Genomic DNA, 15,847 nt, shown 5'->3' on the forward strand with positions numbered 1-15,847 from the left:
CTTAAACACTTTACACCATTTGGAGGAAAAAATGGGCAAAAAGATTCTTGTTATCACCGCAAGCCCCAACAGGGAAGGCAACAGCGCCAAGATGGCCGACGCGTTTATCCGCGGCGCGACGGAGGCGGGGCACAGCGTCACCAAATTCGAGACGGCCTTTAAAAACATGCGGGGCTTTACCGCGGCGCCGGAACCGGATGATTTCAGCGAACTGGCCCCGCTGCTGAGCGGCGCCGATGTTGTGGCCCTCGCCAGCCCCCTGTACTGGTACTCCTTTCCCGCTCAGCTCAAGGCCGTGGTGGACCAGCTGGATTACAGTGAAAACAGCCCCATGACGAAAAAGGAGAGCTATTTCTTTGTCAGCGGCGGGGACGGAAACGAAGAGACCTTCAAACCAATCGGCGCCTTATACAGCGCCATAACCGAATACATGGTTTGGAAGGACAGGGGAGTCCTGCAGGCCCGCGGCCTGGATGACGCCGGGGCGATTGAGAAATCGGGTCTGCTGGAAGAGGCCGGGAAACTGGGCAAAGCGGTCTAACCCCGCCTGGGATACGTTTTTTATCTGTAAATAAAATTGAGGGCAAACGCCGTCCGCAAAACGCGGGGCGGCGTTTGTCTCTCGCCGCTTACGTTAGCCGAAGAGTTCCTTTGCCTTGGCCGCTCCGTTACAAACCATTCAGAAAATCAAGTACACGTTAGGATATACCGCTTTCAATCCGGGATAAATCAAATCTATCCGTTATTACGCTTGACATATTAGGCCGTTCTGCTCACCTGCACCTACTGGACGACCCACAGCCGGCTGGAAGAAAGCATAGGGAAGAAGGGGGATTTCCTCGGGTGTCTCTGGGGGATTATCTATCCTCTGCTGACGGATACGGGGAAAAAGCAGTACAACGCGGTAAAGAAAACGTTCCCCCATGCAAACCTTTCCGGCCGGGAATGAGGCCGGGATTTGAGGACGGCTGAATGGCCTGCCGCCGGGTAAAAACCTGACCACAGGTTTTCCGCTTTCCTTTGCAATCCCCGGCGGGTGTGATATACTTTTTTCATGGAAATGAGCCTCCGCAGAGCAGGAGGCTCGTCCGCAAGGAAATTTATTATACCGGGCTTTCGGAATAAAGCTCACCAAAGACATGCATCCGTATGAGCTTGAGGAACGGTACCGCTATAGTTATGGTGATGTGAAGTTTTTTTGAATAGAGAATTCCTTTTCTGTATCGAAACAATGGAGAGCATTAACCGAACAATGATGGGAAAGAATGGTTTTATAATTATCCTAAGAATATTTTTCTTGATAGCAATATCTTTTCATTGTTATGCCAGAGGGAATGCTGAAAAATATGATAATGAAATAATACGGATTGATACAACCCTTCGCAATGCTGAGGATAAATCTGCGGAAATACTTCTTAATACAAAAGCCGGATGTTCTGAAACTGGGTTTGTAATCAAAGAAGCTTTTTACGATGATAAGAACGCGATAAACAGCATATTTAAAATCAACTCGCTCGAAGAGTTGATGTCAATAACAGAAAGATATTTCGATTTGTCGGCTTTTAATGTAAATGCATTTCCGGATAATTTTTGGAATGACTATTTATTGGTTTTTATTTTACAGAATCATACCGTGGGCACTGCTTTCAAAAACGAGAGAATAGAACAGAATAATGACAAGTATTTCCTTGTCATTGAGCAGTGGCATAAACGTGATGCGCCTCTTGCGGCGTGTCTTGAGACTGTTTTATATCTTTTAAAGATTCCGAAGTGAAACTATAATGATGGAAATAACGTTAGACAATTATCAATTAGAAATGTTTACTGATGATTTATTTGACCCAAAATCAGCGGATAATGTTAAGAACTATGACGCTGTTTATTACTCGGAAAATTCTGACTATATTTCTTCAAAACATGCCCTCGTGATAAAAAAAGATGATGATGTTCTCAAAAGCGCGATACTGTTATGCAGCGGCGGAGGGACCGGCGTACATGATAAATCATATCGCATTGCCGACAAAACTATATATATGTGCGGCGGCAATTCGTTGTTCTCATTGTCATTACCAGAACTTTCCTTGAACTGGGTAAAAGAAGTTGATTGGGCAACCGCCTTTAGAATTTTTGAATTGAGTGGTGATTTTCTTATCCATGGCGAGTTGTCAATTTCAAGGATCACTAAAAAAGGAGAAATCATCTGGCAGCAGTCCGGTTCTGATATCTTTGTTAATCTTGACGGCCGCGATTGCTGCTATATAAGGAAGAATATTATTTATGCTGAGAGTTTTGACGAAAGGAAGTATAAGTTTGATTTTGATGGAAATATTTTATGAATATAGAGTATTTTACGAAATATTGCGAATACGAAAGTAACGGACTGCGAAAGGGAGCAAAAGAACAACTAAGAAAGTTTATTGAGTCATTTGATAATTTTGATGAAAAAGAATCCTGGACAATTGAGTATCTGCCGTCTTTGAAAATAAACATGAATAGCCGGATCAGGAACGAAATATTCGAAGAAATAGTTTTTCCTGTTTTGCTGAAAGGGTATAACGAAAAGAATATCACTTTAATGATTTGGCTGGTGAAATTGAGCCAGAACCTTTATCAGAACCAGAAGATATGGGAAAAAATTGATTATAAAACAGATATGCAGATAATCAGGGAATGCTGGGAAATAGATCCCCGCAACGCTGAGATTCAGGATATCTATCTGGATTTGGAAATCCGCGGAATAGCGTATAGTATCCATGAATGGCCCAGCGGAATTTTAATCGGCAATGACGGCGCCACACTGGAAGAATCAAAAGCGCTGCTGAAAGAAGTTCCCTTTCTGAAAAGTCTTGATAGAAATAACAAATTTAAAAACGTTATCGCTGATTACGAGGATAAGCTAAAACAAAACATACAGCGGCTGGAAAAATAGGGACGGACACTTCCGGTAAGTATATTTTCCTTCCCGCCGCCATTTTCCATCCCTCCGTGTAAAACAGGTTTGACAATAATAGTACCATATAGTACAATCATCCAGAAACCGGAGGAAAGACATTGAAAGACGATACCCAGGGCGGCTTACTCATTACCCTGATCAAACAGGTGAGCGGGAGAATCTTCGAAAAGCTCCTGGACAGCGCCGGAGTGGAAGCCTTTAACGGGGCCCAGGGGCGCATCCTCTTTGTTTTGTGGCAGGAGGACGGTGTGCCCATTGTGGAGCTCTCCCGGAAAACCGGGCTGGCGAAAACATCCCTCACCAGTATGCTCGAGCGGATGGAGCAGGCGGACCTGATTACCCGTCTGCCGGACCCGGCGGACAAACGAGTCATCCGCGTCTCCCTTACCAAAACGGCCCGGAAGCTGAGCGATAAGTACAACGCGGTATCCCAGGAAATGAACAGCATATTCTACGCGGGATTTACCGATGAAGAAATCACCGCCCTGGACAATTTCCTCGGGCGGGTGGCGAAAAACCTTACCGACAAGGAGCGTTCGATATGATGAAAACCTCAATCCCTATTTCAAACCACTTCTGCCCCCAGACCTTGTTTGTCTACGGCACCCGCAAAGAAGACGGCTCGCCGAACTTCGGGCTGTTCTGCTGGTTCAGCTACTACTTTGACGGGGAGATGGGCGCCATGGCCTCTATCGGCGGGGACAAGCTGACCCGGGACCGGATAAAGGCGACCAGGATCTTTTCCGCCAATCTCGTCACCGAGGAGCTGCTGCCCCTGGCGGATTACTTCGGCAATACCGGCGGGTACGCCGGGGATAAAATGGACGTGTCCGTGGAGATAGAACAGGGCCGGGTGCTGGATGTGCCCATCCTGGTTAAAAGCCCCTGGGCCTTTGAGCTGGAAGTTGACCGGTCCATGGAGCTTGACGGCGGGGAGGTCTTCCTCTGTAAGATACGGAACACCCTGGTGGACGAGCGGCTTCGCGACGAAGCCCTCACCGAGGAACAGCGGATGAATCTTATCAGGCCGGTGCATTCGGTGCGGCAGACCTACTTCAAATGGGACGGCACGTTGGCCGGTCCCTGGGGCGGACCCATGAAGGCGGTCCGGGAAAAGTAAAAGTAGGGCAATGGGAGATGGTCATGACAATACAGGAATGTCTGCAAATTCTGAGGGATGTAAAGGATGTGGCCTTTGCCACCGTGGACCGGCACGGCCATCCCCAGGTCCGTATCATCGACGTGATGATTGTGGAAAACGAAACGCTGTACTTCTGCACCTCCCGGGGCAAGGAGTTCCACCGGGAGGTGATGGAGTCCGGCAGGGCCGCGGTCACGGGGATGAACCGGGAGTACCAGATGGTGCGCCTTAATGGTTCCGTGAAAAAGCCGCCGGAACAGAAAGCCTGGATAGACAGGATTTTTACGGAGAACCCCTCGATGAACGAAGTGTATCCCGGGGACAGCCGGTATATCCTGGATGCCTTTCTCATCGAAGACGGGGAGCTTGAGTTTTTTGATTTAGGAAAATCTCCCATCTACCGGGAAAGCTTTGCCCTGGGAAGCGGGACTGTCACTCCCAAGGGCTTTGCCATAACGGAGGCCTGTATCGGCTGCGGCGAGTGCGAAAGCCGCTGCCCCCAGAAGTGTATCGACGCCGGTTCGCCGTACACCATCCGGCAGGAGAACTGCCTCCACTGCGGACTCTGCTTTGAGGTCTGTCCCGCCGGGGCCATAGAGAGCAGGAGTGTGAATGATTAAAAATGTTTTTACCATCCTGTTTCAGCGGCGGGAATTTTTCCTGGGACTCACCCTGGAGCACCTGGGCATCGCCGGGCTGGCGATTCTCTTTTCCAGCCTACTAGGCCTTTTCCTGGGACTGCTCATCAGCGAGTACGGCAGGCTCGCCCGGGTGGTCACCGGGGCTTCCAATATCATCTATACCATTCCGTCCATCTCCCTCCTGGGCTTCCTGCTCCCGGTGACGGGCATCGGCAACACCACCGCGGTGATCGCCCTGACGGTGTACGGGCTGCTGCCGGTAATCGGCAACACCTACACGGGGATGAAAAACATAGACCCCGATGTGGCCGAGGCCGCCAAGGGTATGGGCACCTCCCGGTGGCAGATGCTCTGGAAGATTAAACTGCCCCTGGCCCTGCCGGTGATTATTTCCGGGATGCGGACCATGGTGGTCATGACCATCGCCCTGGGAGGCATCGCCTCCTTTATCGGCGCCGGCGGCCTGGGGGTGGCGATTTACCGGGGCATCACCACCAACAACATGGCCATGACCGTGGCGGGCAGCCTTTTGATCGCGGTAATCGCCGTTGTCCTGGACAGCGGCATTCACCTTATTGAAAAAATAATTCCATGGAAGAGGAGTATAAAATGAAGAGCTATCATAAAACAATTTCAGTCATTGTCCTGCTGGCGGTCGTCCTGGTCTTTGGCCTTGCCGGATGCGGAAAGGACACGGAGCAGACCGTACGCATAGCCACCAAGCCCATGACCGAGCAGCTCATCCTGGGGGAAATGCTGGCCATGCTGATTGAGGAAAACACCGGCCTGAAAGCGGAAATCATAAAGGGCATCGGCGGGGGCACTTCCAATATCCATCCCGCCCTGGTAAAGGGGGAATTCGATATGTACCCCGAGTACACCGGAACGGGCTGGAGTTTTGTCTTAAAGAAGGAAGGCATCCCCGGCGACGGCGAACTCTTCGCCGAATTAACAAAGGAATACAGGGAGCAGTACGACCTGGAGTGGGTGGGTATGTACGGCTTTAACAATACCTTCGGCCTGGTGGTCCGCAAGGACATCGCCGCCCTTCACGGCATCGAGACCTACTCGGACCTGGCGCCCTATACCAAGGACCTGGTCTTTGGGGCGGAGTACGATTTCTACGAGCGGGAGGACGGCTACGACGCCCTCTGCGCCGCCTACGGTTTTAATTTCTCCAAGGCGGTGGACCTGGACATCGGCCTCAAGTATCCGGCCATCAACAGCAGACAGATCGACGCGATGAATATCTTTACCACCGACGGCCAGCTCAGTGTCTCCGACGTGGTGATGCTACAAGACGATAAAAACTTCTACCAGACCTACTACTGCGGCACCGTGGTGCGGCGTGACACCCTGGAAAAACACCCCGGCCTGCGGGAGGCCCTGATGCTCATGGACAACATCATCAATGAGGCGGACATGGCCCGGCTCAACTACGAGGTGGAAGGCGCCCAGCGGGACGAACGCACCGTGGCCCGGGAGTACCTCCGGTCAAAGGGCATGATCAAATGAACGGAACAAAGCCCTCCGGCGGGAAAGGCCGGGTGAAAGCCGAACCGGCTATTCGCCTGGAAAGGGTGGACAAGGCTTACGGGGAAAAACCGGTGCTCCGGGATTTTTCCCTGGCCATCAACGCCGGGGAGTTTGTCACCGCCATCGGCAGTTCCGGCTGCGGAAAGACCACGGTACTTAAACTCATAAACGGCCTGCTCAAACCCGACGCGGGGAAGGTGTTTATCCAGGGAAAAGATATCGCCGGTCAAGACCGGGACAGACTCCGCCGCCGGATGGGTTACGCCATCCAGGGGGTGGGGCTCTTTCCCCACCGGAAAGTCCGGGACAACATTACCTACGTTCCCGAGCTCAACAAGGTCCCCCGGGAGGAGCGGCGGCGCGCCGCGGCGGAACTGGCCGAGCTGGTGCGCCTCGACCGGGAGCTCCTGGACCGGTACCCCCACGAGCTTTCCGGGGGCCAGCGCCAGCGGGTAGGCCTGGCCCGGGCCCTGGCGGCAAAGCCGGAGATCGTGCTCATGGATGAGCCCTTCGGCGCGGTGGACGACATCACCCGGAAGAGCCTCCAGGAGGAGATCAAGGGAATCCACCGCCGCACCGGGGTGACTATCTTTTTTATCACCCACGATATTTCCGAAGCCCTGAGCCTGGGCACCCGGGTGCTGGTGATGGACCAGGGGGTGATCCACCAGTTCGATACTCCCCGGGAACTCCGGCGCCGGCCGGCCACGGCGTTTACCGCGGAGCTGGTGGGCGGCGCGGGGAAAGCCATATGAAAATGAACGCCGTGGTACTGAAACAACCCGGTCCGCCGGAGACCCTGGCAATAAGCCGCGTTCCGGTGCCCGCGGTAAAGCCCGGCTGGGTCCTGGTAAAGGTAAAAGCCTTCGGCATAAACCGCTCGGAAATCTACACCCGCCAGGGCCATTCCCCGTCGGTAAAGCTCCCCCGGATTATCGGGATCGAGCTGGCAGGTCAGGTGGCGGACCCCTCGGACAGCGGCCTGGAAAAGGGCGCGCCGGTGGTGTCCCTGATGAAGGGCCTGGGCCGGGAGTTTGACGGCAGCTACGCCGAATACTGCCTCATCCCCGCGGACCAGGTCTATCCCGTTGACACTTCCCTGGACTGGCCCCGGCTGGCGGCGGTGCCCGAGACCTGGTACACCGCTTATGGTTCCCTGACCGAATCCCTGGGGGTACAGGCTGGGGAGACCCTGCTCATCCGGGGAGGCACCAGCGCCGCGGGCCTGGCCGCTTTGGCCCTGGCCAGGGCCCTGGGGCTCCGGGTCTTTTCCACCACCAGGAGTGAAGGAAAAACCGGACCGCTGAAAGCCGCCGGGGCGGACGAGGCCCTGGTGGATGATGGAAACCTGACGGCTGTGGTGAAAAGACTCGCCCCGGGCGGGGCGGACAAGGTCCTGGAACTGACCGGGGCCGCCACCCTGCGGGATTCCCTCAAACTCACCAGGCCCGGGGGCATCGTCTGTTTCACCGGCATCCTCAGCGGCTGGGTCCTGGACAACTTTGAGCCCATCGACGACATTCCGTCGGGAGTGTACCTCACCAGCTTCCACAGCGATTCGGTAAGCCGGAAAGCCATGGCGGAACTGTTTACTTTAATAGAAGAAAAGGCCATTCCCATACCCGAGCCGGTGGTGTTCGGCCTGGGGGATATCCGCCGGGCCCACGAGTTAATGGAGAGCGGCGCCGCCGGCGGAAAGATTGTAGTGGTCAATGAATAAAGGCGGAGGAAAGTACTGCATGAAAAAAATAGGTTTTATGGGTATGGCGGTTTTACTTCTGGGGCTGGCCGCCGCCTGCGGCTCCCGGGGGCCGTCCACGAAGGAGGTTTCCATGTCAGAAACAATGAATACCATTGCCCGGCGCAGGGCGGTGCGGAGCTACCAGCCGAAACAGATTACCGAAGCGGAACTTACCGCCGTGCTTAACGCGGGCTCCGCGTCTCCCATTGGCCTGGGGGAGCGGGATTATTACCGTTTGACGGTTATCCAGAATCCCGGGATGCTCCGGAGAATTACCGACGCCACGGCAAAAGCCTTTAACCACAATCCCCTGATGAGCCGGGCCACCTACGACGCCCCGACCCTGGTGGTGGTCTCCACTATCCGGGACCGGCACCCGGAGATGCCCGGGCTGGAGATTGCCAGCGCCGCCTGTATCGCCGATACCATGCTCATCGCCGCCACGGACCTGGGACTGGGCAGCGTGTACATCTGCGCCTTTGTGGAGGGCATCCTGTCGGACCCCCGGCTTCTGGCCGACCTGGGGCTGCCTCCGGGCTTTACCCCGGTGGCGGGGGTTCTCCTGGGTTACCCCGCGGAACCCCTGGGACCGGCAAGGCTCCTGGAGCCTGTCCTGGCGGTTAACCGGATACAATAAACTTGTGAGATAACCCAGAGGAGGTGTTCCATGAACCAGGACCAGCGGCTCGACTACTTAGTGCAAACCCTGCTGAACGAGCGGGAGGACGCCGGGGACATTACGGTACCCAAGGACTACGGCGGCAAGAGGAAGCTCCTCCGGGCGCTGGTGAACGTGCGGCCCCCGGCTCCGGCGGATGAGGAATTCCTTAAAGTGCAGGATGAGTTCCTGCAAATTGAAAACACGGACCGGGGCATCGTGGATGTTATGGCGCTTCCTGCTGTGACGGCGGATTCCCGGATAAGCCTCTGGCGGGGGGACATCTGCCGGCTCAAGACCGGGGCCATCGTCAACGCCGCCAACAGCCAAATGCTGGGCTGCTTTATCCCCGGCCATAACTGCATCGACAACGCCATCCACACCGCCGCGGGAATCCAGCTCCGGGAGGCCTGTTACCGGCTCATGGAAGCCCAGGGCCACGAGGAGCCCACGGGAAACGCCAAGGTCACCCCGGGGTTCAACCTGCCGGCAAAGCACGTGATCCACACCGTGGGGCCCATTGTGCAAGGCGGACTCACGGAGCGGCATGAGCGGGACCTCGCATCCTGCTACACCGCCTGCCTCAACGCGGCGGCGGAAAACGCTATTACGGACCTGGCCTTCTGCTGCATCTCCACCGGGGTCTTCGGCTTTCCCCAGAAGCGGGCGGCGGAAATTGCGGTGTCCACGGTTTTGGAATATCTGGAAAATAACAGCGCCATCACGAAAGTGGTCTTTAATGTTTTTACCGATGAGGATTACGCCCTGTACCGGGATCTGCTTTCGGTGAGCCGAGCGGGGCGGGAGGAGTAACCATGGCGCGGATTGAGGGAACGGCCAGCCCGGACCTGGGGACCACCCCGGAGGATCTGGCTGTACAGATAAAAGCGGCGGAAGCTATCCTCGTGGGCGCCGGAGCGGGGCTTTCAACCTCTGCCGGGTTTACCTATGACGGCTCCCGGTTTACGGACCACTTCGGGGACATGATAGACAAGTACGGATTCACCGATATGTATACCGCCGGGTTTTATCCCTTTAAAACCCCGGAGGAGTTCTGGGCCTACTGGAGCCGGATGATTCTCGTAAACCGCTATGAGACTCCCGTAGGAAAACCCTACCAAGACCTTCTCCGGCTGCTGGAGGGCCGGGAGTTCTTTGTGCTCACCACCAACGTGGACCACCAGTTCCGGAAGGCGGGCTTCCCCAAGGCGCGGCTCTTCTACACCCAGGGAGATTACGGGCTCTTCCAGTGTTCCGTGCCCTGCCACGATACAACCTACGACAACGAGGAGGCGGTCCGCCGGATGGCCGGCGAACAGCGGGATATGAAAATCCCCTCCGCCCTTATTCCCCAATGCCCGGTCTGCGGCAAGCCCATGGCAACAAACCTCCGGTCGGACGATACCTTTGTACAGGACGAAGGCTGGCAGGCCGCCAGCGGGCGGTACGCAGCCTTCCAGGAAAAACACCTGCGGGGCAGGGTGCTCTACCTGGAGCTGGGAGTGGGGGGCAACACCCCGGGGATCATCAAGTACAACTTCTGGCGCCGGGTCCATGATAACAAAGAAGCGGTCTATGCCTGCGTCAACCTGAATGAGGCTTACGCGCCGGCGGAAATCGCGGACCGCTCGGTGTGTGTCAGCGGAGACATTGGGGGTATTCTCGCCGGGATGCTGGAGATGAAGCAGCGCTAACTACTACCATCCGGGTTTTCAGGCCGCCCGGTATACGCCATCTCCGCCTGGCGGTTACAGCCGGTCCTCTTTTGGAGACGTAAAAATACGGACAATATTATTCAGGAGGCTAATTCCCGGGGAAACAAGTGAATAGGGATGAGATTAATCCGCTCCTGCCATAAAACAGATTTACGAGAGAATCACAGAAGTGAAAGGAAAATATTTCATCTTTCCTTTTGAAGTTGTTTTATGATATTTATTTTTTCGGGGGGTATACCGGTAAAGAAACCTTGCGGAATACCCAGGAAATACCCTTGTCCCAATTCAGCGCCCAATTTGATGAGGGTTTGTAATTCTTCTTGTGACTCAATTCCTTCAGCAATTACTTTTATACCTGCTGAGTGCTTCATAACCAAAGACGTTTCCGTCAATCAAAGAAATAATGGGCTGATATACCGAGGTAATATATCTTCCTTCTATAATTACATTTAAGATTTCAGCATCAGTCTGTGTATCGTTAATTATTCCATTCATATAATTGGAACTATAGAGATGCTTTATTAAATAACCATTAAATGAGTATTAAAATTTGATGAAGTTTTATCAATCAGCCAATTCTATTTTTAACTGATAAAAATGGCCCGTTATTCTTTTGACCATTTGAAGTGTTTGCTTGAAAACATTGATACGATTTCGGCCCTGGCGGGGCGGCAGTTAGAAAGGCTTAACGCGTCAGAAACCGAAACAGAGACTGGTTACCGCCGAATCCCCGGAGGGGGATTGTTTTATTGTCGCGTCCAGGAGAATTTTATGCTGTTCGCACCGGGCTTTGAGCAGGGTGAGATAGTAAAACCGCAGGCTGTTGTCGCCGAATTGCCGGCAGTCGGATTGGAAAAAAGTATCCAGCCGGCTGCCGGTTTTGAATGGCCGGATCTCCTGGGTGGAGTCTTCCAGGAGCCGGCGCTCGGCCTCGGCGTCTGCGGCATCATTATACACGGAAATACGGAATTTTACCCGTCCGGTTTCTCCGGGGGTATACCGGGGTACAGAGACCACCATGGTGGTCCCCCGGAATTTGGCGGCCTCCATGATCCGCCGCCGGTTAGCGGCGTCCGAAAGCTGGCCCTCCTGGGACTTTCCCATGGACCGCTGCAGGGCCGAGCGTTCCGCCGCGGCTACCAGTTCCACCGTGAGTACCGAGGCAAGGTCCAGGATATCGATGATTCTGGCGCAGTGTGCTATCTCCCGGGCAATGCCGGACATCAGGGCAGACCGCTCGGCGGGATCGCTGCCGATGAGTACAAAAAATACCAGGGGATCCATGTCCCGGATCAGCTCACCGATAAAATTGAAGAATCGTTTCCGGTCGTCCTCCTCCTTTAATGCTTCCGGAGCAGCCATGGCGCTGCTCTGTTTAAACAGTTCATCTTTCAGGATATCCACTGTTCCGCCAAGCCGGTCAATGATTAGCCGGAGAGATTTTTCCGGAACGGCGGTATCAGCGCCGATGGTTTGTTTAGGATGTTTCCGGTTCCAGGCCCGGACCATCGTTGACCGGTAGATACTCTCAATAACCGAACACATAATCCGGCACCGGAACAGGGAAAAGAATACCAGCTTCACCGAATCCTCCAGCAGCCGGTTGTTTGCGGCAATATCGGGAATATGGATTTCCATCTTTTCGATAAATCCCCGGCGGAACATGGTTTTGAGACAGGAGAATTCCACCGAGCCCAGACGGAATCCGTAACGCTTCTCTCCGTCGGCGGTTTCGAACCGGTGGAGCGCTTTGCCGTGACGCCTGTAAAATGATTCCCCGGTTTCATTGAGCACAATCCGCAGGGGAAAGGGTAATTTTTCCTTCCGCTCATCCTTCTCCAGTCCGATACTCCCGGTGCCGCTTTTTTCCATAATCCCAGTCATAGTTTCCTCCTTTGCACTTACTGTGAACCATTGGTAAACCACCGGACCACACCGATTTTGTTTTTCTTTCCGTTAAAAACCATCCCGCCGTTCCAGTATTCCAAAGCCGCGATAAGGCTGTTCCCGCCGTCGTGTTCATCGCTGTGGGCTCCCCGGTATTTCGCCAACTCGAGGAAACCTTCAAAATCCCCCGCCGCCAAGGCTTCCTGGCGGCGGCTGTAGAAACGGTTCCACTCCTCCAGTTCAACAAAACCGGGCCCTTCATCTTCTACAATTAAACGTACCCGTTTTCGCAGATCATACCAGATCCGGATTTTTTTTGACGGGTCACATTTGTTTCCGTGTTTTATACCGTTCTTGATAATTTCCGAAAGCTGTTGATCCAGAAGCCCGCCCTCCAGGAATTCCCGGGGACAATGGGTCAGGATGGATTCGCTGTAATCCCTGATTCTGGAAAAATTACTGGGGAACTCCCGGTACTTCATGCCCTGGGCGTCAAACAATTCATTGTGTTCGTCCACAATGAGTTTCCGCACGATCAATCCTTTCATGCTGGTTCTTCTGTGATAATGCTGAGGATGTTGGACATTTTAAGAACCTTCCGCGGCATACCGGAGATACCCCGGAAGGTGACCGAGGTATTTTCTTTCCGGGAATGCTGGATAATCCTGATCATGGCGCCTATACCGGAGCTGTCCAAATACCGGACGCCGGAAAAGTCGATACACAGGGAACGGGAGCCTGCGTTGATCTTCCCCAGCACCTGGTCGTAAAAATCGGAGGCGTGGTACAAATCACAGTCGCCGGAAACCTTCACTTCCAATACATGGGGTTCTTTTTTTTGGAAAAATTGTATATCCATGGTCCGTACTATAGGGCATCTGTATGAGAACTGTATTAGGGTTGTATTAAAGTTACGTTAAAAAAAACCGGGCTCATGATATTTTAACAATCCTTCTGTATAAATACCTCATGAAAACAAAAGCGGAAGCGAGTATTATCCAAGAATGCCCGGAAAAAAAAGCCTATCCCAATTCCATCCAGAAACTGGCGGTTCATTTCTCCTGGATCGCCTCTTCCCGTCGAATGGTGGAAGTCGCCGATGCCCTGTCGGGCCGGCAGGATCTGGCGGTGCTATGTATTGTGGATGAACAGCGGCGGCCTTTGGGAATCCTCCGGCGGGAAGAACTCTTCCTGCGTCTGGGAAAGCCCTTCGGCAGGGAACTGCTGAAGAATACCCCGGTGGACACGGCGGGCGAACCGGGCCTGGTGATTTCCGGGGATACCAATATTTTCGCCGAGACGCTGGCTGCGGGTTCACGGGAGCAGATGGGGACGGTTTATCAGGATACCTATATTATCCTCACCGGGCCGGACGGGGAATTTACCGGGTTGCTGCCGGTCCGGAAGTATTCCCGGTATATGGCGGAGATAACCAACCGGGATATAGAAACCGCCCGGGTACTCCAGGAACGTCTTCTGGAGAATGCCGATGACCCGGGGGACCAGGATATACGGGTTGACGCGTGGTCACGCCCGGCCAAGGGGGTGGGGGGTGATTTCTACTGTCTGAGAAATATCGGGCCGGAACTTTTTTTCGGAACCCTCTGTGATGTGTCCGGTAAGGGAATTACGGCGGCCCTGGTGGTGTCCATGGTCTGGGGTTTCCTCCGGGCCTATGATATGCGCCGCGGATTACGGAACCTGCTTTTGGATCTGAATACCGCGATGATTTCTTCCTTCCATCTGGAACGGTACCTGACGGGTTTTTTCTTTATCCATGACCGAAAAAAACAAAAACTCTACCTGGCGGACATGGGCCATGCCCATTCGGTGTTTATCCGGAACGGGAGAGAGCATTCCCTGGAGAAATCCAGGGTTAACCTTCCTGTCGGTATCGGACCGGAAATTGATCCCCGGCTCTGTGTTCTGCAGCTCCGGCCCGGGGACGCCCTGCTGCTTTACACCGACGGTATACCGGAACAGGATAATCCCCTGGGAGAGGAGTTCGGGGACCAGCGCCTGGCCGGCATAATTCTATCCTGCCTCAAGTCCGGCGGGGTTCTTTCAAGGGATCTGCCTGAAGAACTGGATGCCTTCCGGAACGGAAGTCCCCAGCATGACGACATGACGTTCCTGCTGTTCCGGTTCTGAACCCGGGGCATGGGCAGGTCCGGCCGTGGATTCCTGCCTTTTTCCTTATCCTTGTATACCCGCAGATTGTCCGCCGAATGGAGGTCCGCCGAGTAGCCTTCAAACCATTTTTTGTAGGCGGCGCGGCCTTCGAATCGCGCTGTAAATCCGGGGATTTTATACGTGAATTCAAAGACCACTCCTTTTTTATAACCCTTCATGGTGTACCCTATTTTACAGGGACCATGTTTCCGTCATTCTGTGTTTTCTGCGTTAAGCTGTTTTCCTGGGCCTGGATGCAGATATACACCAAGCCCGCGCTGCCTGAGTTAATGCCCCGTACGCCGGCGGGGGCGACACGGACCACGCTGCCTTCTTCGATGGGGAATACATCATCGTCCACTTTGAAGGTGCCGTTACCGCTGATTACAATATAGGTTTCTTCGTTGAGCGTGTGGGTGTGCCAGAACGGGCTGCTCCGCCCGGCGGGCAGGCTGTTCAGGGAGATTTCGCAGCCCGTAAGCCCAAGCTCATTGCCCAGTTCTATCCTGCCTTTTTCCGAAAGCTTTTCAAATGTTCCGATGTTTTTTGTGCTGTAGTTCTTTGTGTTTTCTGCCATGATCATATCCTCCGTGGAATGTTGTAGGTTATGCTCCTACATTGAATATACTATATCCCGAGTATGTTGTAGTGTCAATACCTACATCTTGAAATTGTATCCAATATTTGTTACACTTGGAAAAATTGATGAAGAGGAGGGCCGTATGCGTATCAGTATAAAATGTTCCACCGCGGTGCATATGCTCCTGATAATAGCCCGGCTGCAGGGCCGGCATAAGGTGACCAGTGATTTTATGGCCACCAGCGCCGGGTGCAATCCGGTGGAAATCCGCAAGCTCATGGGGTCCCTGAAAAACGCGGGCATCATAGAGGTGGCCCGGGGCACCGGGGGCGCGAGCCTGCTGAAAGACCCGAAGGACATTACCCTGCTGGACATTTACGCCGCGGTGGATGAAGTTTCGGTGGAGGAGTTTATCGGCATACACCAGAATTCTTCCGACCGGTGTCCCTACGGGAGAAACATAAAGCGGCTGCTTACCGAGGCCTATACGGAAATAGGCCAGGCCATTCACGGCAAGATGACCGCCATAACACTGGAGCGGTTTATTCAGCGCCTTGAAGAAATCGAACCGGAGCTTGATGGGCCCGTTTTGTCTTAGCGCGTTGTAACACCTAAATTGCGTCCTTCATTCGCCGGTTAGCGGCCGCGATAATAAGGGAAAAGGATTATGCTATGAAACAGGGGAAAGAATAAAATGCTGCGGGAATCCACTACGGAAGCGCTTATCTGCGAAAAGCTTTTGGAGATGATGGAAAACAAACCATGCTTTTCTATTTTTGCCAATCATTCTGTCAGCGGCGGTATCCGCGGCCCCCTCTCCAGG

Annotated in this window: 21 protein-coding genes; 16 read left to right on the forward strand and 5 right to left on the reverse strand. The window is 53.8% G+C overall.

The window, feature by feature from the left end:
- The first annotated feature begins 31 nt into the window (after positions 1–31).
- The 14 genes from JFL75_RS01690 (at position 32) to JFL75_RS01755 (ending at position 10,364) form a co-directional block, all read left to right on the forward strand.
- Positions 32–541, forward strand: coding sequence for a flavodoxin family protein (locus JFL75_RS01690; RefSeq protein WP_215624969.1), 510 nt, complete (start codon positions 32–34; stop codon positions 539–541).
- A 711-nt stretch (positions 542–1,252) separates the two neighbouring features.
- Positions 1,253–1,774 (forward strand): hypothetical protein, encoded by a 522-nt coding sequence (locus JFL75_RS01695; RefSeq protein WP_215624970.1) that lies wholly within the window; start codon positions 1,253–1,255, stop codon positions 1,772–1,774.
- A gap of 7 nt (positions 1,775–1,781) precedes the next feature.
- The gene (locus JFL75_RS01700; RefSeq protein ID WP_215624971.1) at positions 1,782–2,336 is read left to right on the forward strand and encodes a hypothetical protein; all 555 of its coding nucleotides are present in this window, start codon (positions 1,782–1,784) and stop codon (positions 2,334–2,336) included.
- Complete coding sequence (locus tag JFL75_RS01705) at positions 2,333–2,929, forward strand: hypothetical protein (protein WP_215624972.1); 597 nt, start codon at positions 2,333–2,335, stop codon at positions 2,927–2,929. The genes JFL75_RS01700 and JFL75_RS01705 overlap by 4 nt, the downstream gene beginning before the upstream one ends.
- 122 nt (positions 2,930–3,051) lie before the next feature.
- Positions 3,052–3,498, forward strand: a complete 447-nt coding sequence (locus tag JFL75_RS01710; RefSeq protein WP_215624973.1) for a MarR family transcriptional regulator — start codon at positions 3,052–3,054, stop codon at positions 3,496–3,498.
- Positions 3,495–4,073 carry a flavin reductase family protein gene (locus JFL75_RS01715; protein WP_215624974.1) on the forward strand — a complete coding sequence of 193 codons (579 nt, stop codon included), beginning with the start codon at positions 3,495–3,497 and terminating at the stop codon, positions 4,071–4,073. The genes JFL75_RS01710 and JFL75_RS01715 overlap by 4 nt, the downstream gene beginning before the upstream one ends.
- Positions 4,013–4,714, forward strand: coding sequence for a 4Fe-4S binding protein (locus JFL75_RS01720; RefSeq protein ID WP_215624975.1), 702 nt, complete (start codon positions 4,013–4,015; stop codon positions 4,712–4,714). Before JFL75_RS01715 ends, JFL75_RS01720 begins: the two co-directional genes overlap by 61 nt.
- Positions 4,707–5,348 (forward strand): ABC transporter permease, encoded by a 642-nt coding sequence (locus tag JFL75_RS01725; protein ID WP_215624976.1) that lies wholly within the window; start codon positions 4,707–4,709, stop codon positions 5,346–5,348. The genes JFL75_RS01720 and JFL75_RS01725 overlap by 8 nt, the downstream gene beginning before the upstream one ends.
- Positions 5,345–6,250 (forward strand): glycine betaine ABC transporter substrate-binding protein, encoded by a 906-nt coding sequence (locus JFL75_RS01730; RefSeq protein WP_215624977.1) that lies wholly within the window; start codon positions 5,345–5,347, stop codon positions 6,248–6,250. Before JFL75_RS01725 ends, JFL75_RS01730 begins: the two co-directional genes overlap by 4 nt.
- The gene (locus tag JFL75_RS01735) at positions 6,247–7,026 is read left to right on the forward strand and encodes an ATP-binding cassette domain-containing protein (RefSeq protein ID WP_215624978.1); all 780 of its coding nucleotides are present in this window, start codon (positions 6,247–6,249) and stop codon (positions 7,024–7,026) included. The genes JFL75_RS01730 and JFL75_RS01735 overlap by 4 nt, the downstream gene beginning before the upstream one ends.
- Positions 7,023–7,991 (forward strand): zinc-binding dehydrogenase, encoded by a 969-nt coding sequence (locus JFL75_RS01740; RefSeq protein ID WP_215624979.1) that lies wholly within the window; start codon positions 7,023–7,025, stop codon positions 7,989–7,991. Before JFL75_RS01735 ends, JFL75_RS01740 begins: the two co-directional genes overlap by 4 nt.
- Before the next feature lie 19 nt (positions 7,992–8,010).
- Positions 8,011–8,649, forward strand: coding sequence for a nitroreductase family protein (locus tag JFL75_RS01745; protein WP_215624980.1), 639 nt, complete (start codon positions 8,011–8,013; stop codon positions 8,647–8,649).
- Positions 8,650–8,679: 30 nt separating this feature from the next.
- Entirely contained in the window at positions 8,680–9,483 is an 804-nt protein-coding gene (locus tag JFL75_RS01750) for a protein-ADP-ribose hydrolase (RefSeq protein WP_215624981.1), read from the forward strand.
- A 2-nt stretch (positions 9,484–9,485) separates the two neighbouring features.
- The gene (locus JFL75_RS01755) at positions 9,486–10,364 is read left to right on the forward strand and encodes an SIR2 family NAD-dependent protein deacylase (RefSeq protein WP_223292743.1); all 879 of its coding nucleotides are present in this window, start codon (positions 9,486–9,488) and stop codon (positions 10,362–10,364) included.
- A 206-nt stretch (positions 10,365–10,570) separates the two neighbouring features.
- On the opposite strand, the gene JFL75_RS01760 is transcribed toward JFL75_RS01755, so the two are convergent.
- From JFL75_RS01760 to JFL75_RS01775, 4 genes are all read right to left on the reverse strand, one after another.
- On the reverse strand, positions 10,571–10,756 hold the full coding sequence (locus JFL75_RS01760) for an EAL domain-containing protein (RefSeq protein WP_215624982.1): 186 nt from the start codon (positions 10,754–10,756) through the stop codon (positions 10,571–10,573).
- 322 nt (positions 10,757–11,078) lie between these two features.
- Positions 11,079–12,269 carry a DUF8084 family protein gene (locus JFL75_RS01765; RefSeq protein ID WP_215624983.1) on the reverse strand — a complete coding sequence of 397 codons (1,191 nt, stop codon included), beginning with the start codon at positions 12,267–12,269 and terminating at the stop codon, positions 11,079–11,081.
- A 17-nt stretch (positions 12,270–12,286) separates the two neighbouring features.
- Positions 12,287–12,820: an ATP-binding protein gene (locus JFL75_RS01770; RefSeq protein ID WP_215624984.1), complete on the reverse strand. Its 534-nt coding sequence runs from the start codon at positions 12,818–12,820 to the stop codon at positions 12,287–12,289.
- A complete protein-coding gene (locus JFL75_RS01775) occupies positions 12,817–13,131 on the reverse strand; it encodes an STAS domain-containing protein (RefSeq protein ID WP_215624985.1) in 315 nt (104 codons plus the stop codon). The genes JFL75_RS01770 and JFL75_RS01775 overlap by 4 nt, the downstream gene beginning before the upstream one ends.
- Positions 13,132–13,241: 110 nt before the next feature.
- On the opposite strand from JFL75_RS01775, the gene JFL75_RS01780 reads away from it, so the two are divergent.
- Positions 13,242–14,423 carry a PP2C family protein-serine/threonine phosphatase gene (locus JFL75_RS01780; protein WP_215624986.1) on the forward strand — a complete coding sequence of 394 codons (1,182 nt, stop codon included), beginning with the start codon at positions 13,242–13,244 and terminating at the stop codon, positions 14,421–14,423.
- Between the two features lie 208 nt (positions 14,424–14,631).
- Here JFL75_RS01780 and JFL75_RS01785 read toward each other — a convergent pair whose 3' ends face one another.
- On the reverse strand, positions 14,632–15,021 hold the full coding sequence (locus JFL75_RS01785; protein ID WP_215624987.1) for a cupin domain-containing protein: 390 nt from the start codon (positions 15,019–15,021) through the stop codon (positions 14,632–14,634).
- Positions 15,022–15,166: 145 nt separating this feature from the next.
- On the opposite strand from JFL75_RS01785, the gene JFL75_RS01790 reads away from it, so the two are divergent.
- Positions 15,167–15,622 (forward strand): Rrf2 family transcriptional regulator, encoded by a 456-nt coding sequence (locus JFL75_RS01790; RefSeq protein WP_215624988.1) that lies wholly within the window; start codon positions 15,167–15,169, stop codon positions 15,620–15,622.
- Positions 15,623–15,847: the final 225 nt, after the last annotated feature.

Source organism: Breznakiella homolactica, from assembly GCF_016616095.2.
GTDB classification, from domain to species: Bacteria; Spirochaetota; Spirochaetia; order Treponematales; family Breznakiellaceae; genus Breznakiella; species Breznakiella homolactica.